We start from the raw sequence: 18,890 nt of genomic DNA, 5'->3' as shown, positions 1-18,890 counted from the left end.
CTGGGCGCCCACCCCCCCAACCCGGTGCCCCCCCCACTTTATGCACTCGCCCCCCCCCCCCCCCCCCCGCCGCACGGAAGACCGCAGCGAAGGTGCCCGCCAAGGCTCCCCGCGCATCCGCCGACAAGATCGGCCGGCAGGACTGGTCGTCCTGGCCCCACTACGACAAGGCGGCGTCCGGCTTCCGCGGCTACTGGTACCCGGTCACCTGGGCGAGCCACATCACAGGCGACCCCAAGCCCTTCACGCTCTGCGGCGAGAAGATCACGCTGATCCGCGACAACGGCAAGGTGTACGCGCTGCACAACCGTTGCCCGCACCGTGGCGTCCCGCTGTCCGAGGGAAATCAGCAGTTCCCCGGCACCGTCAGCTGCCCCTACCACGGCTGGACCTTCGACCTGCCCACCGGCAACCTGTCCGCGGTCATCACCGACGGTCCCGGCTGCCGTCTCACGGGCAAGCTCGGCGTGCGCACGTACGCCGTCGAGGAGCGGCTCGGCATGGTCTGGGTGTACATGCCGATCGCCGACGAGGAGCCGCACCCCCTCGACGAGCAGCTCCCCGAGGAGCTGGTGTCGAACGCCTTCGTGATGGGCGGCCGTTTCGATCCGCGCGGCGGCAACTGGCGCTTCGCCTGCGAGAACGGCTTCGACGAAGGGCACGCCAAGTACCTGCACCGCACGGCTCTTTGGCGCCTTCTCAAGCCGATGCCGACGTGGAACGTCACCCGGATCGTGCCGAAGGGCCGTTGGATCTACCGCGTCCAGGACGAGGTCTACTGGGAGGCCGACTTCCCGGGTGTGGGCCGCTGGACGAACAAGCGGTGGTGGATGAAGCAGCCGTCGGAGGGGACGTTCAACCTCGGCAACACCGGCGCGACCGACAAGGTCGACCCGGTGATCGAGTCCCAGGACTTCCCCGGCTTCGCGTCGCTGTCGATGCCGGGCATGCTGCGGATCGCCTATCCCAACTTCATGCACTACGAGTTCTACGTGCCGATCGACGCCGACCACCACATGTACGTCGGCGTGATGGTCAACTTCAAACAGGGCTGGGACACCCTCCGCTTCTACGGCAAGTACCTCGGCGCCATCCGCTGGCTGTTCCACGGCCAGTTCTCCGGCCAGGACGCCTGGATGGTCGACGTGACCGACGCGCCGCCGGAGAAGCTCTACCGCCCCGACGTGTCGCTGACCGCCTGGCGCAACCTCGGCGAGGAGGAGTACGCCAAGAAGCTCGCCGCCGCCGGCGTCACCGAACCCCCCACGGACACCATCACCGAAACGGAGGCCTGATCATGGCCCGCACCCTGTTCAAGATCCTGCTCGGTGTCGCCGTCGCCGTGGCACTCCCCCGCGCCAAGCAGCTGTTCGCGGAGAAGACCATGACCCAGGTCCACCGGGTCAACCAGTGACCGGCGCCGCTGAGCCCGACGGGCTCTCCGGGCTCGACGAGCAGCGTCGTGCCTGGGTGTCGGAGGCGTGGAGGCACGTCACCGACGAACGGCTGCGCGAGCTGATCGTGGGGCTCGTCGGCATCCCCAGTCCGACCGGCGACGAGCGGCCTCTCGCCGAGCACATCGCCGGGACCCTCGCCTCGGTCGGTCTGCGCGCGGCCTGTCAACCGATCGACGCGCGGCAGGCCAACGCCTGGGCCCGCCTCGAGGGCGACGGCACCGGCCCCGACCTGATGCTGTACGCGCCCATCGACACCCTCACCGTGGGTGAGGAAAGCGAGGACGTGCCGTGGATCGGGCCGAAGCTGCGCGAGGACATGCGGCCGGAGGCCACCGTCTACGACGACCTGGTGACGGGCCTCGGCGCCTCCAACCCCAAAGGGCACGCGGCCTGCGTGATGATGGCTGCCGAGGCGATCGCGCTGGCCGGTGTGCCGCTGACCGGGGACCTGGTGGCGGCGTTCGGGGCCGGCGGCATGCCGACGAACGCCCGGCCCGGCAGCGACCGGCTCAACACCGGACAGGGCGCGGGCTGTTCCTTTCTCCTGGAGCAGGGCGTGTGGACCGACTACGCGGTCATCGCCAAGCCGGGATGGACCGTTTCGTGGGACGAGGTCGGTCTGGTCTGGTTCGAGGTGACGGTGCACGGCACCCACACCTATGCGGGCTCGCGCCACCGGCTCCCGTACGACAACGCGATCAGCCGCGCCGGTGACGTCGTACGGCACCTGGAGGAGTGGTTCGCCGAGTACGCGAAGCGGCACACCGGCGGCACCGTCGCGCCGCAGGGCATCGTGTCGTCGGTGCGGGGCGGCTGGCCGCGCATGGCGGCCGTGACCACGGCGGCCTGCACCCTCCGCGTCGATCTGCGGATCGCCCCGGAGACGACACCCATGGACGCGAAGCGTGAATTCATGGCGACGATAGCGGAGTTGAGGTCCTCGATGCCGGGGCTCGACGCCACGGTCGAGATGATCCTCGCCATCCCGGGGACCACCACCACCCGGACGAGCTGGGTCTTCCGCAGCGCGGTCGCCGGGTGGGAGGCGCTCGAAGGGCAGCCGCATGAGGTCGTGAACGGCAACAGTGGCGCGACCGACGCCAACATCCTGCGCGGGCGCGGCATCCCCACCGTCCGCGTCGGCATGCCGAAGGTGAGCGACGCACCCTTCGACATCGACTTCGCCCGCGGCATGAACACCGTCTCCGTACCCGAGATGCAGAGACTGACCCGCCACCTGATCCGCACGGCGGTCGACACCGTCACCCGTTCCCGCGCGGAGTGCGAGGCACCCGCACAGCCGGAAGGAGCATCGGCATGAGCGAGATCGTGCTCGGCGTGGGGGCCTCCCACAGCACCCTGATGAACACGCACTGGGAGGAGACGATCCACAAGGACCGGGCCGAACGGTTCCGCGACGCGCTCGGCGCGGCCCGCGCCGAGCTGGCCCGGGTCCGCCCCGACACCGTCGTCCTGATCGGCTCGAACCACTTCCGCGGGTTCTGGCTCGACCTCATCCCGCCGTTCACGCTCGGCGTCGGGGAGTGTATTGCCAGCGGCGAGTCCGGGACCCCGAAGGGCCCGCAGCCGGTGGACGTGCCGCTCGCGCAGCACATCGCGGACTCGCTGGTGGAGAGCGGACGGTTCGACCCGGCGTTCTCCGCCCGGCTCCAGATCGACCACGGGCAGTCGCACGCCATCCAGTACCTGCTGGACGGCCTCGACGTGGAGATCGTGCCGCTGGTCGTGAACGTCTTCGCGCACCCGCTGCCGACCCTTCGGCGCTGCGAGGCGCTGGGGCGCGCCGTCCGCGAGGCCGTTTTCTCCTTCCCCGGCGACCGGCGGGTCGCGGTGGTCGGCTCGGGCGGGCTCTCGCACCGGCTGCCCTGGCCCGACTGGCGCGAACCGCGGGGCGATGACGAGGAGTTCATGGTCGGCGCCTGGCTCAACGGCCGTGAGAACTGGCAGGACTACGACGCCCGCCGCCGCGAGATCATCCGGGCCGCCGAGGCATCCCTCACCCCGGAGTTCGACGACGAGTTCCTCGGCCTCCTCGAGCGTGGTGAGGCCCACCGCCTCACCGAGTTCACGTCCGAGGAACTGGAGAAGGCCGCGGGAAACGGTGCGCAGGAGTTGCGTACGTGGCTCCTGATGGCCGCGGCCCTGGATCACGCGCCGGCCCGGCGTCTGGCGTACGAGCCGATGCCCGAGTGGCTCACCGGGATGGGCGTCGCGGTCATCGACCCGGCGGCCGCGGACGCGGGGCAGTCGGCATGAAGGCGCCGGCCGACGTAGCACTGGCCGGTCACCACCCCGTCGCCGCCCCGGCGCCGCAGAGCCTCGTGCTCTCCTCACACCGCGCCGAGCAGGGGCCCGAGAGCGAGGAGGCGGGCGGCGCCGAGGGCGGCGGGGCCGAGGTGGGCGGGGGCGAGGTGGGCGGGGGCGAGGTGGGCGGGGCCGACTCCATGAACTCCGTTCTGGGGAAGGTGCGCCCGATCCTGGAGGCCTTCACCTCCGACGACGCCGCCCTCTCGCTCGCCGAGCTGGTGCGCCGGTCGGGGGCGGCCAAGGCCACCGTGCACAGGCTGGCCCAAGAGCTGGTCAGCTGGGGGCTGTTGGAGCGCGAAGGGTGCGACTACCGGCTCGGTCTGCGCCTTTTCGAGCTGGGTCAGCGGGTGCATCGCCAGCGCATCCTGCGCGAGGCCGTGCAGCCGTACATGGAGGACCTTCTCCTGATCACCCGGGAGACCATCCACTTCGCCATCCACGACAGCCTGGACGTCGTCTACCTGGACAAGATCTTCCCGCACCGCGGGCTGAACGCCGAGTCCCGGGTGGCGGGCCGGCTCCCGCTGTACTGCACGGGCACCGGCAAGGCGATCCTCGCGTACTCGCCGCCGTCGCTCTTCGTCGACGTGGTCCGGGGCGGTCTCAAGCCGATCACCCGGCACACGGTAATCTCGCCGGGCCGCCTGCGCGCCCAGCTCGACCGGATCCGGGAGGAGGGCATCGTCCTGGAGTCCGAGGAGATCCGGCTCGGTTACGCGAGCCTGGCCGTTCCGGTGTTCGCCGGGGGCACCACGCTGGTGGGCGCGCTGTCCATCACCGCGCCCACCTACCGGATGGACGCGACGGGGTACGCGACGGCGCTACGGACCGCCGCACTGGGCATCGGCAGATCGCTCGCCTAGCCGCGCCACTCGCACGAGCACGAAGGGGCCCGCCGGACGGCGGGCCCCTCGCCGTGTTCCGGTGCCGCGACGTCTTCGCCGCACGCCCCTGACCAGCCGCGTCCTGCTCACCGGAACGACTCCGTAGGGAGAACCGCCCCTCGTTCCTACGCTCACCGACATGAGCCAACTCACCGACGACCCCGACGTCCTGACCACCGACGTCCTGATCATCGGCGCCGGCCCGGCGGGCCTGTACGGCGCGTACTACGCCGGGTTCCGCGGCCTGACCGTGACCGTGATGGACGTCCTGCCGCAGCTCGGCGGGCAGATCAGCGCGATGTACCCCGAGAAGCCGATCTTCGACATCGCCGGGTTCCTGTCCGTGCGCGGCCGCGATCTGGTGGACGGTCTCGTCGCCCAGGCCGAGCCGTACTCCCCGCGCTACCTCCTGGGCCACCGGGCCGCCGAACTGACACACGACGCGGACGGCCTGCCGGTGGTCCGCAGCGACCGAGGCGCGGCAGTGCGGGCCAGGGCCGTCGTCATCACGGGCGGCGTCGGCACGTTCACCCCGCGCCCGCTGCCCGCCGGGGAGGAGTTCCTCGGGCGCGGCCTGGAGTACTTCGTGCCGGACCCGTCCGTGCACGCGGACCGTGACGTGGTGATCGTCGGTGGCGGCGACAGCGCCTTCGACTGGGCGGCCCTCCTCGCGCCGATCGCCCGCTCGGTCACCCTCGTGCACCGCACCGCCCGCTTCCGCGCCCACGCGGCGTCCGTCGAGAAGGTCCGCGCCCTCGGTGTGGAGATCGTCACCGACTGCGAGGTGAGCCGGCTCATCGGCACCGACCGGGTGGAGCGGGCGGAGATCCGGCACCGCGTCACCAAGGAGACCCGTCTCGTCCCGGCCGGCACCGTGGTCGCCGCGCTCGGCTTCCTCGCCGATCTCGGCCCGTTGCAGCACTGGGGCCTGGACCTCAACGCCCGGAAGATCACCGTCGACACCCACATGGCGACCAACCTGCCCCGGGTGTTCGCCGCCGGCGACATCACCGACTACCCCGGCAAGGTCCGCCTCATCTCGGTCGGCTTCGGCGAGGCCGCCACCGCCGTCAACAACGCGGCCACCGTCATCGACCCGGAGGCCGCGCTGTTCCCCGGGCACTCCACCGAGAAGGAGCACTGAACACACCATGGCATACGTCATCGGCGCGTCCTGCGTCGACATCATGGACCGGTCCTGCATGGAGGAGTGCCCGGTCGACTGCATCTACGAGGGCGAGCGCAAGCTCTACATCAACCCCATGGAGTGCATCGACTGCGGGGCCTGCGAAGTCGCCTGCCCCGAGCAGGCGATCACGGTGGACCGCAAGGCGGACCCCGCCTTCCGTGAGGACAACCGGAACTTCTTCGTGGAGGTCCTGCCCGGCCGCGACAGCGCACTCGGCTCCCCCGGCGGGGCGACCCCGCTCGGCCCGGTGGGCGTCGACACGGCGCTGGTGAGCGCCCGATGAGCGCCGCCGAGGTGACGAAGGCGGCCGACGCGCTGCTGGCGGCCGAGCGTACGGGCGAGCCCTGTCCGCCCGTACGGTCCCTGCTCACCGAGGGCGACGTCGATGCCGCGTACGCGGTGCAACGCGTCATCGTCGAGCGCGGCCTGGCCGCAGGACGCCGCATCGCCGGACGCAAGATCGGGCTGACCTCCCCCGCCGTGCAAGCCCAGCTCGGCGTCGGCCAACCGGACTTCGGCACCCTCTTCGCCGACATGGCCGTCCCCGACGGTGGCACCGTCGCGGCGGGCCGGCTCATCCAGCCGAAGGTCGAGGCGGAGGTCGCGCTCGTACTCAAAGCAGACCTGCCGCACCGGGAGTGCACGGTGGCGGACGTGATCCGGGCGACCGACTTCGCGCTCGCAGCCCTGGAGATCGTGGACAGCCGCAACGCGGACTGGGACATCACCATCGTCGACACCGTCGCCGACAACGCCTCCAGCGGCCTGTACGTACTCGGCGGCACGCCCGTGCCCCTGTCGGGCCTGGACCTGCGCGCCGTACGGATGACGATGACGCGCGAGGGCACCGCCGAACCGGTGTCCACGGGCAGGGGCGCCGACTGCCTCGGCTCCCCGCTCAACGCCGCCGCCTGGCTCGCCTCGACACTCGCCGCCGCGGGCGACCCGCTGCGGGCCGGTGACGTCGTGCTCACCGGGGCGCTCGGCCCGATGGCCGTCGCCGCGCCCGGCGACCGTTTCGAGGCCCGCATCAGTCAACTGGGCCGTATCAGCGTGCGGTTCGCACAGAAGGAGGGCATCGCGTGAGTGTCCGCACCAAGGTCGCCGTCATCGGCTCCGGCAACATCGGTACCGACCTGATGATCAAGATTCTTCGGCTGTCCGAGACGCTGGAGATCGCCGCGATGGCCGGCATCGACCCGGACTCCGACGGTCTGGCCCGCGCCCGCCGTCTGAAGGTCGCGACCACCCACGAGGGCGTCGAGGGTCTGGTGAGGATGGCGGAGTTCGCGGACGTGGAGTACGTCTTCGACGCGACCTCCGCCGGGGCCCACCGCCACCACGAGGACGTCCTGCGCCCCCTCGGCCGCACCCTCATCGACCTGACCCCGGCGGCCGTCGGCCCCTACGTCGTCCCACCAGTGAACGGCGACGCCCATCTCGCCGCCCCGAACGTCAACATGGTCACCTGCGGCGGCCAGGCCACCATCCCGATCGTCGCCGCGGTCGACGCGGTCACCCCGGTCCACTACGGCGAGATCGTCGCCTCGATCTCCTCGCGCTCGGCGGGCCCCGGCACCCGCGCCAACATCGACGAGTTCACGGAGACGACCTCCTCCGCGATCGAGCAGGTCGGCGGCGCGGCCCGGGGCAAGGCGATCATCGTCCTCAACCCGGCCGAGCCCCCGCTGATCATGCGGGACACCGTGCACTGCGTCGTCTCCGCCTGCGCCGAGGAGGCCGTCACGGCGTCCGTCGAGGAGATGGTCGGCCGCGTCCAGGCCTACGTGCCCGGCTACCGCCTCAAGCAGAAGGTGCAGTACGAGACGGTCCACCCCGGCGATCCCCTGCACGCCCTCGCCCCCGCCGGAACCGGCGAGGCGCTGAAGGTGTCGGTCTTCCTCGAAGTCGAGGGTGCCGCCCACTACCTGCCCGCCTACGCCGGGAACCTCGACATCATGACGTCGGCCGCGCTGCGCACCGCGGAGCGCATGGCCGCGCACCACGCGACGGAGGCCGCCAAGTGACCAGTCTCTACGTCCAGGACGTGACCCTACGGGACGGAATGCACGCCGTCCGGCACCGCTACACCATCGATCAGGCCCGGGCCATCGCCACCGCCCTCGACGCCGCCGGGGTCGCCGCGATCGAGATCGCGCACGGCGACGGCCTCGCGGGATCCAGCGTCAACTACGGGGTCGGCGCGCACACCGACTGGGAGTGGATCGAGGCCGTCGTCGACGCCGCGAAGACCGCGATCCCCACCACGCTCCTCCTGCCCGGCATCGGCACCATCCACGACCTCAAGCAGGCCCACGCGCTCGGCATCCGCTCGGTGCGCGTCGCCACGCACTGCACCGAGGCCGACATCGCCGCACAGCACATCGCCGCGGCGCGGGAGCTGGGCATGGACGTCGCCGGGTTCCTGATGATGTCCCACATGGCCGGGCCGGCCGAACTCGCCCGCCAGGCCAAGCTGATGGAGTCCTACGGCGCGCACTGCGTGTATGTGACAGACTCGGGCGGCCGTCTCACCATGGATGGCGTACGCGACCGGCTCCGCGCCTACCGCGACGTCCTCGACCCGGCCACCGAGCTGGGCATCCACGCCCACCACAACCTCGCGCTCGGTGTCGCCAACACGGTCGTCGCCGTGGAGGAGGGTGTCACCCGCGTCGACGCCTCCCTCGCCGGTCAGGGCGCGGGCGCCGGCAACTGTCCCCTCGAAGCGTTCGTCGCGGTCGCCGATCTGCTGGGCTGGAAGCACCACTGCGACCTGTTCCCGTTGATGGACGCCGCCGACGACCTCGTACGCCCCCTCCAGGACCGCGACGTGCGCGTGGACCGGGAGACGTTGAGCCTCGGCTACGCGGGGGTCTACTCCAGCTTCCTGCGCCACGCGGAGGCGGCAGCCGCCCGCTACGGCCTGGACACCCGCACCATCCTCGTCGAGGTCGGCCGCCGCGGCATGGTGGGCGGCCAGGAGGACATGATCACGGACATCGCGCTCGACCTGACGGCCCGAGGCGCCGAGTGAGCTACTGGGCGGACCGGTTGAAGGTCGGCATCCGTATCCCGCCATCCGACCGTCGTCGCTTCGGCCTCGCGCAGCGTCGCCGAGCTGCGCGAGGGCCTCACGATGCTGCGTGCGCTCCTGAACGGTGACGAGTGCGCGTTCGCTGGTCCCGGGGGATGGTCCGCTCCGGCTGCGCGGCCCCCAGCCCGCGGTGCCGCTGAACGTGGCGGCGAGCGGGACGCAACCTCCGGCTCGCCGGCGAGCGGTGGCGCTGCCCCTTCGCCGACGAGATCGCCCGGCGGCTGTGCGCCCTGCTCGCCGGCGTGCAGGGGGCGTTGTTCCTCCAGCACGTCGGCTCGTACGCCCCACCCACCGGCCTCATCGAATCCGTCGGCGCCTCGGTGCTGCCGGCCCTGTGACGAAAGCGACTCCCGCATGACGGACACGAACACGCTGCAAAAGGGCTATGTGCCCAGCCGCTTCGGCCAGTTGCACTACGTGGAAACCGGCGACGGCGAGCCCGTACTGCTGCTCCACCAGACGCCCCGCTCCTGGACGGAGTACCTCGACGTGCTCCCCCTGGTCGGTGCCCGGTACCGGGCGATCGCAATGGACACCCTGGGCTACGGAGCGTCCGCGAAACCCGAGGGGCCGCACACCATCGAACGCTTCGCGGACGGCGTCGGCGACCTGATCGAGGCGCTCGGCCTGCACCACTTCCACCTGGTCGGGCACCACACCGGCGGGGTGGTCGCCGTCGAGGTGGCGGCCCGATTCCAGGACCGCGTGACAAGCCTGCTCCTCTCTGCGACATCGTTCGTCGACGACGAGAAGCGGGGCTCCCACGGGCGCGTCGACCATGTCGACCCCACGCCGGACGGCGCGCACCTACGGCAGCTGTGGGACAACCGGCGCGGCTTCTACCAGCCGGGCGAGGAGGCGGCCCTGGGCCGCTACGTCATCGACGCGCTGACCGTCCTCGACCGTGTCGAGGAGGGCCACCAGGCGGTACGCCGCTACGCCATGGAACCCCGCCTGCCGAGGATCACCGCGCGCACGCTCGCGGTCTGCGCCCCCGACGACAGGTTCTCCATGCCGTCCCTGGCGAAGTTCGCCGCCGCGATCGGCTGTCCGACCCGGGTGCTGTCCGCCGGACACGCGGCGGCGCCGGAGCAGGTGCCGCAGGAGTTCGCCGACACCGTCCTGGAGTGGGCCGGCCGCGGCTGACCCGGCAGGACGAGACTGCGTGGCCCGGGTCCGGGTCCCGCAGGGAGCCGGACCCGGGCGCGTTGCGCTACGTGAGGCCGATGCCCGCCCCGGGCCCGAGCGGCGTGACGGAGGCGTCACGCCTGCCCCAGCCGCAGACGGTGTGACACGCTGACGCGCTTCGTCGCGCGGGCCGTCGGCAGTGCCGGCCACCGACGACCCGCATACCGCACTCTCAGTGCCGACGCTGGGCGGCCATCCACTGCCAGATGTGAGTTCCCTGGGTGCTGGGGTCATTGCGGGCGACGTAGATCCACGACCAGTGGCCGGGGAACCGGTAGCCGTTCCAGTCGACGTGGTCGTAGAGCGTCATCAGCGAGCCGGGGATCACATCGTGCGCGTGGGCGGTGTTGGCCTGCGGGTCCACGGTGGGGTCGTCGTCGGAGGCGACAAGCCAGCTGGGCGTGGTGATCTGCGCCAGCTCGCTGTCGGGGAGCAGCGGTGCGCCCCCGGGCGGGAAGGCCGTGACGATGCCGCAGATCGGCACGGAGGCGGCGAACAGATGGGGATAGACGGTGGTCATCTTCATGCTCATGTAGCCACCGTTGCTGCAGCCGGCAACGTAGATCCGGTCGCGGTCGATGTGGTTCCCGCGCGTGACGTCGCTGATGATCTCGTGAATGAGAGGGGCGAAGCCTGGGCCGTCCTCCATCCAATAGGAGGTGCTTTGCGGGGCGACGACATAGGCGCCGTCGAAGATGCGCTGCGCCTCGGGGGTGGCGAAGCCCAGTGCGCCGCGGTTGGCTCGTAGCGTGACTTCGTTGTCGTAGTAGTTGTTGGGCAGTGAGGCGCCCTCACCTCCGCCGTGCAGCCAGACGACCAGAGGGCGCTTGCCTCGTCGGGGGGAGCGGGCACCGAGGGGTGAGTACAGCCGGTACTTCATTCCCGAGCCGGAGGTGTGGGAGCTGAACGCGTCCACCTCGGGGTCGGAGAGTCGAGGGTTCTGCACGAAGGCGTCGATGACGATCGACCGGTGATCGCGCAGGGCGATCGGGGCGCGCTGAGTCAGGGTGTAGGCGAGGTCGAGCATCACGTTGCGGCCCTCGCTCGCGAGGTAGCCGAGCGTGCTCCCCCCGGCCTGGCCCTCGCCATGGCTCAGTTCGAGCACGATGTCGCCGCGGCGGTCCAGCCGAACAGCGCTCACCGTGCGGTCGAGGTCGTACGCGAGCATGGTGTCGTCGGGGGTGAGGGGAAACGGGCGGGTGGCCTTGGCGTGCACGCTGAAGGTGCCGGTGGTCAGGCCGGCCGGGTCGATCGAGCCGAGCCGGGCGGTCTCGAGGGTGATGGAGGTGACTTGTTCGCCACCGTCCAGCACCTGTGCGTTCAGGGTGAATCTCACGCTGGTGGGCGCACGGTCGACGGCGTACGCGGCGACACCGGGCAGGGACAGGGCGCCGGCACCGGCGCCGGCGGCCAGGATGGCGCGACGGCTGATAGGTGTTGCCATGCGAACTCCTCAAGGGTGCGAAGGCTTTGTCGCGGCCCGCGCGCCGAACCGGGCACAGCCGCCGTTGGGTTGCGGAAGGGCCGATCTCATCCGCCCGGAGCTGAAGCGAGAACAGCTGGAGCTGGAGCAGCTGACGCGGCTGCAGCTGACACAGCGGCGCTGGAACAAGGCGGTGCGTCAGGCAGGAAATGCGCTGCCGGACAGCGGATGGCGCTGAGCTTCCTGAGAGGCGGGAGCGACGAGGAAGTCATCCTATGGCTCGCTCGACAGGTATGCCACGCCTGGGTTCCGCTCAGCGGACCACGGCGCGGGAAAAGCCGATCTCCGGCGCGAATTCGCGCTGGACTTCAGGAGTTTGACGGTTGGCGCGCCGGGTCGCGTCCAAGGTATTGACCTGGCCTGCGGCAGAGCACGGCATGGCCCGCCGGGCAGCTCAAGAAGCGGAAATCGGGCCCTGCCCATCGCGTCATCCGGCAACGTCGCCGGGTGCGGAGTCGGCGCCCACGTCACCCTCAGGGGCGGCACCGGCTCCGGCCGCACCCGTGCTCTCCGGGGAGCACCCGGCGCCAGCACCCCGATCGGCGAACGAACTTTCCTGGCACCTCATCAGGAAAATCGGCATTGAGTCAGCATCCGCCCTGGCACACCCGGAGACACCCTGGCACAGATGAGATTGCCCCGCCCAGCAGCAAGCGCCCTCCGGGGCGGTTTCGACCTGCTTGCACGCCTGCCCCCAGAGACCTCACCTCCGAGAAGGAAGCCGCACCCCGCGCAAGCGAAGAGCCGCAGCTCAACGCACCCGCCCCCGCGGCTTCAGCGGCACACCGGGCAGCGCGGGCGCGGGGATCGGCGGACCGTCGTAGCCGTGGACGGTGCCGAAGCGGTCACCGTTCATCCAGTCCTCACGGGCCCGGGCGATCTCCTCCTGGGTCCTCCCCACGAAGTTCCACCACATCACCAGCTCCTCCTCGAACGGCTCGCCGCCCAGGAGCATCAGTCCCGCGTCGGACTCCGCGCGCAGCGGCAGTTCCGTGCGGCCGCAGCCGAGGTAGAGCATGGAGCCGGGCAGTACCGGCACTCCGTCGACCTCGGCCTCGCCGGACATCGACAGCACGGCGTACTCGAAGTCGGGGTCCAGCGGCAGCCGCGTCTCGGCGCCCCGGGCCAGGGCGAGGTCGGCGCCGACGATCGGGGTGTACGCGGTGCCGGGCGAGGTGGCACCGTCGAGTTCGCCGAGGATCACGGTGGCCGTGAGGCCGGGGGCGGTGACCGTGGGCAGGTCGCTGTGGTGCTGGAAGTGCGGCTCGACGAACCGGTGCGCCTCGGGCAGCGCCACCCAGAGCTGGGCGCCGTGGAGCAGGGCGGCGTGCTGCTTGGGGCTCTCCTCGGAGTGGCTGATCGCGCGGCCCGAGGTCATCAGGCCCAGTTCGCGCGGGCGGACCGTCCGGAGGCTGCCGAGACTGTCGCGGTGCAGGACCTCGCCCTCGTGCAGCCAACTGACGGTCTGCAGGCCCATGTGGGGGTGGGGCGGCACCTGCATGCCGGGCTCGTCGGCGATGTCGTCGGGGCCGTAATGGTCGACGAAGGCCCATGCACCGACCATCCGGCGTCCGAGGTTGGGCAGCAGCCTGCGGACCTCGGTGGACTCGCCGAGCCGCACCGTCCGCGGGGCGAGCAGTTCACGTACGGGTTCGGCGACGACGAAGCCCCGGCCCCCGCAGACGGTGGGGACGGCCTGGCGATCGAGATTGCTCATGGCGTTCAACCTATTCCGCTGCGAGTGGGGGCGGGTGATGCCCACGCCAGGCCCCCGCCGGGCAATTGGTGGAATGTTAAACCATCTGGGGGTGTTGTGCGGATCGGACGCCCGTGGGACCGCCCCGGCGACCGTACGACCGAGGAGACGACATGAGCGACAGCTACTACGAGTTCGGCACCGCCGCCGAGCGCTGGGAGCGCGCGGGATTCTTCTTCGACGCGAAGGAGTACGGGACCGCGGCCCGCATTCTGGGCGGACTCGTCGAGGAGGTCCCGGAGCAGGTCGCGCCCCGACTGCTCCTTGCGCGCGCCTACTACCACTCGGCGAGCCTCGGGCGGGCCGAGACGGAACTGCGGGCGGTCCTGGAGCGCGATCCCGTGGAGCACTACGCACGGCTGATGCTCGGCCGCACGCTGGAGCGGCAGGGGCGGCAGGCCGAGGCGGACACGCAGCTGCGACTGGCCGCCGCGCTCTCCGGGGAGTCGGGACCGGACAGCGGGGTGTAGCCCCGGGGCGGAGGCGGCCGTATCCGGGATGGCCGCCCGGTTCGTCCCCGGCCGCTCGCAACGGAACCGGCCGGGTGGGAGGTGCGCACGGGAGAGCCGGCGGCCGGAAACGGCGCATCCGGCCGCCGGACGGGGACCCGGGGCCCTCTACCCCCGGTACGTCTCCAGCAGCCTGAGCCAGATCTCGCTGATCGTCGGGTACGACGGGACCGCGTGCCACAGCCGGTCGACGGGGATCTCGCCCGCGACCGCCATCGTCGCCGAATGGAGCAGCTCGCCGATACCGGGTCCGACGAAGGTGACGCCCAGCAGGACTTCGCGGTCGAGGTCCACGACCATGCGGGCGCGGCCCCGGTACCCGTCCGCGTACAGTCCCGCGCCGGCCACGGCCGCGAGGTCGTGGTCGACGGCGCGGACCCGGTACCCGGCCCGCTCCGCCTCGGCCAGGGAGAGGCCCACCGACGCGGCCTCGGGGTCGGTGAAGACGACCTGCGGGACGGCGGCGTGGTCGGCGGTCGCCGCGTGGGCGCCCCACCGGGCGGTGTCCAGCGGTTCGCCCTTCGCGCGGGCGGCGATCGCGTCGCCCGTGATGCGTGCCTGGTACTTGCCCTGGTGGGTCAGGAGGGCGCGGTGGTTCACGTCGCCGGCCGCGTAGAGCCAGTCGGTGCCCTCGACCCGGCAGGTGTCGTCGACGGTCAGCCAGGAACCGGGTTCGAGGCCCACCGTCTCCAGGCCGAGGTCGTCGGTGCGCGGGGCGCGGCCGGTGGCGAAGAGGATCTCGTCGGCCTCGACGCTCTCGCCGCTGTCGAGTTCCACGGTGACCGGGCCGTCGGGGGCCGCGCGGTGTACGGCGGTGGCCGAGACGCCCGTACGGATGTCCGCTCCGGCCTCGGTGAGCGCCTCGGCGACCAGCTCACCGGCGAAGGGCTCCATGCGGGGCAGCAGCCCCTTGCCGCGTACGAGCATGGTGACTTCCGAGCCGAGCGCGTTCCACACGGTGGCCATCTCCACGCCGACGACTCCCCCGCCGACGACGACGAGCCGGCGGGGCACCTCCTTGGCGCTCGTCGCCTCCCGGCTGGTCCAGGGGCGGGCGCCCTCGATCCCGGGCAGGGCGGGGACCACGGCCCGGCTGCCCGTGCAGACGGCGACGGCGTGCCGGGCGGTGAGCCGGTGTTCCGTGCCGTCAAACGCGGTGACGGTGACCTCCTGGATCCCGGTCAGCCGGCCGTGGCCACGGAAGATGTCGGCGCCGATCCCGTCGAGCCAGGCGACCTGGCCGTCGTCCTTCCAGTGCGAGGCGTACTCGTCGCGGTGGGCGAGGACGGCCGCGGCGTCCAGCGGCCCCTGGACGGCGCCGCTCAGGCCGGGGACGCGGCGGGCGTCGGCGCGGGCGACGACGGGGCGCAACAGGGCCTTGCTGGGCATGCAGGCCCAGTAGGAGCATTCGCCGCCTATCAGTTCGGACTCGACGACGGCGGTGGTCAGCCCGGCGGCCCGGGCCCGGTCCGCCACGTTCTCACCCACCGGGCCGGCTCCGATGACCACGACGTCGTACGCGGCATGCTCCGCAGTATGTGTCATGCGCCCATTCTGGCCATGGGTGTGGGCGGTGGCCACATGGGCAGGGGCGGAATAGCACACGTACGGGCACCGTTGTCCCGGACACGTCCCACACGGGCACAGGAAGAGGTAGCAACGCATGAGCACCGTAGAGCTCACCAAGGAAAACTTCGACCAGGTCGTCAGCGACAACGAGTTCGTCCTGATCGACTTCTGGGCTTCCTGGTGCGGCCCGTGCCGGCAGTTCGCCCCGGTCTACGACGCGGCGTCCGAGCGTCACACGGACCTGGTCTTCGCCAAGGTGGACACGGAGGCGCAGCAGGAACTCGCGGCGGCCTTCGAGATCCGTTCGATCCCCACGCTGATGATCGTCCGGGACAACGTGGCGGTCTTCGCGCAGCCCGGCGCGCTGCCGGAGGCGGCCCTGGAGGACGTCATCGGCCAGGCGAGGAAGCTGGACATGGACGAGGTCCGCAAGTCCATCGAGGCCGAGCAGAAGGGCCGTCCGGAGGGGCAGCAGTAGGGGCCGTCCCTCCGGCACCGGGTGATCCGGGCGGGGGCGCGCGGTGTTCAGGCGTCCGTGTCCCGCTCGGCGACGCGGGCCGAGAGCCCGTAGGCGAGTTCCGCGCCGTCGACGAGCAGGCCCTCGACGGCCCGGGTCCTGGGGTCGATGTCGGCCACCATGCCCTCGCCGGCGTACCGGGGGTAGCCGGTCTCGCCCGTCTCGCCCGTGGCGGTGACGACGGCCGACCGGATGGCGGTGCCGGGGCCCCGTCCGTCGGAGCCCTTGGCCGCCGCGCCCCTGACACTGGCCCCCGTGGCGCCTTTTCCGGCCCCGGGGGCCTTGTCGTCGGTGAACTCGGGGACGATGAGGATTTCGTAACTCTGCGGATGGCTCATGGTCATGACGCTAAGGGCTGTCCCGCAATTCCTGGTGGATCAGCGCGCGGCGTCGGATGCGGTGCGTCGCAAGGCGGAAGGGCGTCCGCATACCGGAGGTATTCGGGCGTTCCGACAAGGCGGCGAGGTGCCGTGGCCGTCGTCGTGCACCCGCCAGGAATTGCGGGACGGCCCTTGGGCACGGGGTGTGCGCGGCGCATGTCGTCGGGGCGGCCCGTGCGCTCAGCTGGACTCTCGTCGTACGGTGCGGGCGCGCAGCAGGTCGTGCCGTTCGGGCGGGGTCCTCGGGTGCCGGACGAGGCGGTCCACCAGGTCCGCGAGGGGCTGCGTGGTCGCCAGTTCCATGCGTACGCTGCTGAGCCGCGGCCGCAGCAGCCGGCCGAGCATCGAGTCGTCCGCGCCCACCACGGCCGCCTCGGCCGGCACCTCGGTCCCGGCGTCCTGCAGCGCCCGCATCAGAAGCATCGCGTAGGTGTCGTCGTACGCGAAGACCGCGTCGAGGCCGAGTACCGGCCAGCGGGCGGCCAGTGACGCGGCCGACTCCTCGTCGTAGCGCAGCGGCAGCGCCTCGACGTGGACGCCACCGGTCAGTGCGGCTTCCCTGGCTCCGGCGAGTCGCGGGGCGGCGAAGAGGGCGGTGCCGGGCTCCTCGGGCATCACCACCCCGATGCGGCGTCTGCCGCGTTCCAGGAGATGGCGCACCGCGCAGCCGCCGACCTCCCGCTGATCCATGATCAGGGCGTGGGCCCCTTCCACCGGCTGGGGCCCCAGTGTGATGACCGCCTTGGCTCCGGAGCGCCGGAGCACGGCTATGCCGCGCGGGGAGAGCGGGACGGAACCCGGCACGATGACGGCGGCCGGGCGCAGTTCCGCCCAGGCGCGGGCGGCGTCGTCGGCGCCGAGGCCGAGCGAACCGTACTGGACGACCGTGTAGTCCAGGCGGCGCAGTCCCGCCTCCAGTTCACGCAGGAACCGCAGGTGCAGGGGCCCGGCCGGCAGGTGGCCGGTGGGCAGCAGCACCATGCGGGAGTGGCCGGCGCGCAGGGTGCGGGCCGCCGCGTGGGGCACGTACCCGAGTTCGTCGGCGGCCTCCCGTACCCTGCGGCGGGTCTGATCGCTGATCCGCACCTGCGCGTTGTTGTTGAGGACGTAGGACACGGTGGCCCGGGAGACGCCGGCGAGCCGCGCCACATCGGCACTGGTCGGCACGGGGCCTTCGGCGGGCTGCTCGGGTAACTGGCTCATGGCTCCGGGCAGTCTTCCAGACCTGTGCGGCGGCCCGGCGCGCAGGTTGTGCGGGCGCGACCCCTAGGGTGTTGTGATGACGATCCAGCACCGTAGCGACAGCAATGAGGCCGGCTTCCCCGGCCGCTCCGGTTCCGCAGCCACCTCCCAGGCCGACCCGCTCGATGTGGGCCCGGTCCGCACCTCGTACGCCCCCGACCGGGACGGCGCCCCCGACCCCGGGGAGATCGTCTGGACGTGGGTGCCGTTCGAGGAGAACGACGGGCGCGGCAAGGACCGTCCGGTCCTCGTCGTGGCGCGTGAGGCGGCGGGCACGCTGCTGGCCGTGCAGCTGTCCAGCAAGCAGCACGACATGGACCGGGAGTGGGTGTCCCTGGGCGCCGGTCCCTGGGACAGCTCGGGGCGCCCGTCCTGGGTGGATCTGGACCGGGTGCTGCGGGTGCACGAGGACGGGATGCGGCGCGAGGCGTGCGCCCTGGACCACGGCAGGTTCGATCTGGTCGTCGGGCGGCTGAGGGAGCGCTACGGCTGGACGTGAGGGCGCTGCGGGAGGCGGCCCTCACCCTCGGCTCCAGGGTGAAGGTCACCCTCGCTCGGCGAACACCCGGTCGAACGCCACTCCGGTGGGCGAATCGTCGTCGCGGCCGATGATGCCGAAGACGACCTGCTCGAAGTGGCCCGCGAACCTGCCCCGCCGGTGAGCAGCGCGTGGAACGCCCCGGCCACCACCGCCGGGTCGTTCTGGAACACGCCGCATCCCCGGGCCCCCAGCACCAGCCTGCGGTAGCCGCAGACCGCCGCGACCTCCGGCACCCCTTCGGCCCGGGCGGCGGGCACGCCGGGGATGCGGCGCGCCTCCTGCGGGGTACGGGCGCGGATCACCCCGGCGTCGGGGGCGGGCGAGGTGAGGAAGCCGACGGTGTACGGGGTGCCGTTGAGGTAGCCGCCGCCGGGGTTGCGGGCGGACGCGTGGTTCAGGACGGCGATCCCGCCGGGACGCTCGCGGGTCATCCGGGCGGCCGCCTCCAGGCTGCTCCCACCGGTGACCTCGATGACCGGGGTCCGGTCCCGGTCCGGGGTGGCCGGCACCTACTCGGGGCCGTACAGCCGTGTGCCCGCGAGTGCGGCGGCCAACTCCTTGTCGATGCTGATTTCCCGGCCGTTTCCGGTGCGGTGGGAACCCGCCCGGACGATGGGTTCCGTATCGCGCGCGATTCCGCGCAGCCGGGCGCTCATGACGCCTCCCCCTTATGGTGCATACGGGGCATGATCGACGTCCCCTCACGAAGTACGCAATCGAACATCCGGCGCACAAGGCACTCTTGTGCGA

General features: G+C 71.7%; 19 protein-coding genes and 1 pseudogene. 14 read left to right on the top strand and 6 right to left on the bottom strand.

Annotation, left to right across the window (positions count from 1 at the left end; all coding sequences use genetic code 11):
• Positions 1-92: 92 nt before the first annotated feature.
• The 10 genes from ABZ564_RS16760 to ABZ564_RS16715 all read left to right on the top strand — a co-directional run bounded on the left by ABZ564_RS16760 (position 93) and on the right by ABZ564_RS16715 (position 10,101).
• Positions 93-1,295: a Rieske 2Fe-2S domain-containing protein gene (locus tag ABZ564_RS16760; protein ID WP_360856253.1), complete on the top strand. Its 1,203-nt coding sequence runs from the start codon at positions 93-95 to the stop codon at positions 1,293-1,295.
• Positions 1,296-1,410: 115 nt separating this feature from the next.
• On the top strand, positions 1,411-2,778 hold the full coding sequence (locus tag ABZ564_RS16755) for a deacylase (protein ID WP_360856250.1): 1,368 nt from the start codon (positions 1,411-1,413) through the stop codon (positions 2,776-2,778).
• Positions 2,775-3,734 carry a catechol 1,2-dioxygenase gene (locus ABZ564_RS16750; RefSeq protein ID WP_360856247.1) on the top strand — a complete coding sequence of 320 codons (960 nt, stop codon included), beginning with the start codon at positions 2,775-2,777 and terminating at the stop codon, positions 3,732-3,734. Before ABZ564_RS16755 ends, ABZ564_RS16750 begins: the two co-directional genes overlap by 4 nt.
• The gene (locus ABZ564_RS16745) at positions 3,731-4,648 is read left to right on the top strand and encodes an IclR family transcriptional regulator (RefSeq protein WP_360856244.1); all 918 of its coding nucleotides are present in this window, start codon (positions 3,731-3,733) and stop codon (positions 4,646-4,648) included. The genes ABZ564_RS16750 and ABZ564_RS16745 overlap by 4 nt, the downstream gene beginning before the upstream one ends.
• A gap of 160 nt (positions 4,649-4,808) precedes the next feature.
• On the top strand, positions 4,809-5,813 hold the full coding sequence (locus tag ABZ564_RS16740) for an NAD(P)/FAD-dependent oxidoreductase (RefSeq protein WP_360856241.1): 1,005 nt from the start codon (positions 4,809-4,811) through the stop codon (positions 5,811-5,813).
• 7 nt (positions 5,814-5,820) lie between these two features.
• Positions 5,821-6,141 carry a ferredoxin family protein gene (locus ABZ564_RS16735; RefSeq protein ID WP_360856238.1) on the top strand — a complete coding sequence of 107 codons (321 nt, stop codon included), beginning with the start codon at positions 5,821-5,823 and terminating at the stop codon, positions 6,139-6,141.
• Positions 6,138-6,944 (top strand): fumarylacetoacetate hydrolase family protein, encoded by an 807-nt coding sequence (locus tag ABZ564_RS16730; protein WP_360856235.1) that lies wholly within the window; start codon positions 6,138-6,140, stop codon positions 6,942-6,944. The genes ABZ564_RS16735 and ABZ564_RS16730 overlap by 4 nt, the downstream gene beginning before the upstream one ends.
• Positions 6,941-7,885, top strand: coding sequence for an acetaldehyde dehydrogenase (acetylating) (locus tag ABZ564_RS16725; RefSeq protein ID WP_360856232.1), 945 nt, complete (start codon positions 6,941-6,943; stop codon positions 7,883-7,885). Before ABZ564_RS16730 ends, ABZ564_RS16725 begins: the two co-directional genes overlap by 4 nt.
• Positions 7,882-8,895, top strand: coding sequence for a 4-hydroxy-2-oxovalerate aldolase (dmpG, locus tag ABZ564_RS16720; protein WP_360856229.1), 1,014 nt, complete (start codon positions 7,882-7,884; stop codon positions 8,893-8,895). The genes ABZ564_RS16725 and dmpG overlap by 4 nt, the downstream gene beginning before the upstream one ends.
• Positions 8,896-9,309: 414 nt before the next feature.
• Entirely contained in the window at positions 9,310-10,101 is a 792-nt protein-coding gene (locus ABZ564_RS16715) for an alpha/beta fold hydrolase (protein ID WP_360856226.1), read from the top strand.
• Positions 10,102-10,315: 214 nt separating this feature from the next.
• On the opposite strand, the gene ABZ564_RS16710 is transcribed toward ABZ564_RS16715, so the two are convergent.
• Entirely contained in the window at positions 10,316-11,587 is a 1,272-nt protein-coding gene (locus tag ABZ564_RS16710) for a PHB depolymerase family esterase (RefSeq protein ID WP_360856223.1), read from the bottom strand.
• Between ABZ564_RS16710 and ABZ564_RS16705 the strand changes: the two genes are divergently transcribed.
• On the top strand, positions 11,586-11,804 hold the full coding sequence (locus tag ABZ564_RS16705; RefSeq protein WP_360856220.1) for a hypothetical protein: 219 nt from the start codon (positions 11,586-11,588) through the stop codon (positions 11,802-11,804). The genes ABZ564_RS16710 and ABZ564_RS16705 overlap by 2 nt on opposite strands.
• Positions 11,805-12,377: 573 nt before the next feature.
• On the opposite strand, the gene ABZ564_RS16700 is transcribed toward ABZ564_RS16705, so the two are convergent.
• Entirely contained in the window at positions 12,378-13,343 is a 966-nt protein-coding gene (locus tag ABZ564_RS16700) for a pirin family protein (RefSeq protein ID WP_360856218.1), read from the bottom strand.
• Positions 13,344-13,495: 152 nt separating this feature from the next.
• On the opposite strand from ABZ564_RS16700, the gene ABZ564_RS16695 reads away from it, so the two are divergent.
• The gene (locus ABZ564_RS16695) at positions 13,496-13,852 is read left to right on the top strand and encodes a tetratricopeptide repeat protein (protein WP_360856215.1); all 357 of its coding nucleotides are present in this window, start codon (positions 13,496-13,498) and stop codon (positions 13,850-13,852) included.
• A 147-nt stretch (positions 13,853-13,999) separates the two neighbouring features.
• Here ABZ564_RS16695 and ABZ564_RS16690 read toward each other — a convergent pair whose 3' ends face one another.
• On the bottom strand, positions 14,000-15,436 hold the full coding sequence (locus ABZ564_RS16690; RefSeq protein WP_360856212.1) for an NAD(P)/FAD-dependent oxidoreductase: 1,437 nt from the start codon (positions 15,434-15,436) through the stop codon (positions 14,000-14,002).
• Between the two features lie 118 nt (positions 15,437-15,554).
• Here ABZ564_RS16690 and trxA point away from each other — a divergent pair, with 118 nt between their 5' ends.
• Positions 15,555-15,938, top strand: a complete 384-nt coding sequence (gene trxA / locus ABZ564_RS16685; RefSeq protein WP_360856209.1) for a thioredoxin — start codon at positions 15,555-15,557, stop codon at positions 15,936-15,938.
• 47 nt (positions 15,939-15,985) lie between these two features.
• Here trxA and ABZ564_RS16680 read toward each other — a convergent pair whose 3' ends face one another.
• Positions 15,986-16,315 (bottom strand): hypothetical protein, encoded by a 330-nt coding sequence (locus ABZ564_RS16680; protein ID WP_360856206.1) that lies wholly within the window; start codon positions 16,313-16,315, stop codon positions 15,986-15,988.
• A gap of 222 nt (positions 16,316-16,537) precedes the next feature.
• Positions 16,538-17,560: a LacI family DNA-binding transcriptional regulator gene (locus ABZ564_RS16675; protein WP_360856203.1), complete on the bottom strand. Its 1,023-nt coding sequence runs from the start codon at positions 17,558-17,560 to the stop codon at positions 16,538-16,540.
• Positions 17,561-17,636: 76 nt separating this feature from the next.
• Here ABZ564_RS16675 and ABZ564_RS16670 point away from each other — a divergent pair, with 76 nt between their 5' ends.
• Complete coding sequence (locus tag ABZ564_RS16670; RefSeq protein WP_360856200.1) at positions 17,637-18,098, top strand: type II toxin-antitoxin system PemK/MazF family toxin; 462 nt, start codon at positions 17,637-17,639, stop codon at positions 18,096-18,098.
• A 45-nt stretch (positions 18,099-18,143) separates the two neighbouring features.
• On the opposite strand, the pseudogene ABZ564_RS16665 reads toward ABZ564_RS16670, so the two are convergent.
• Positions 18,144-18,796, bottom strand: a pseudogene (locus tag ABZ564_RS16665) (TIGR02452 family protein).
• Positions 18,797-18,890: the final 94 nt, after the last annotated feature.

It is taken from the genome of Streptomyces sp. NPDC019224, from assembly GCF_040632605.1.
Classification (GTDB): Bacteria; Actinomycetota; Actinomycetes; order Streptomycetales; family Streptomycetaceae; genus Streptomyces.
This window is presented reverse-complemented; position numbering and strand designations above follow the sequence as displayed.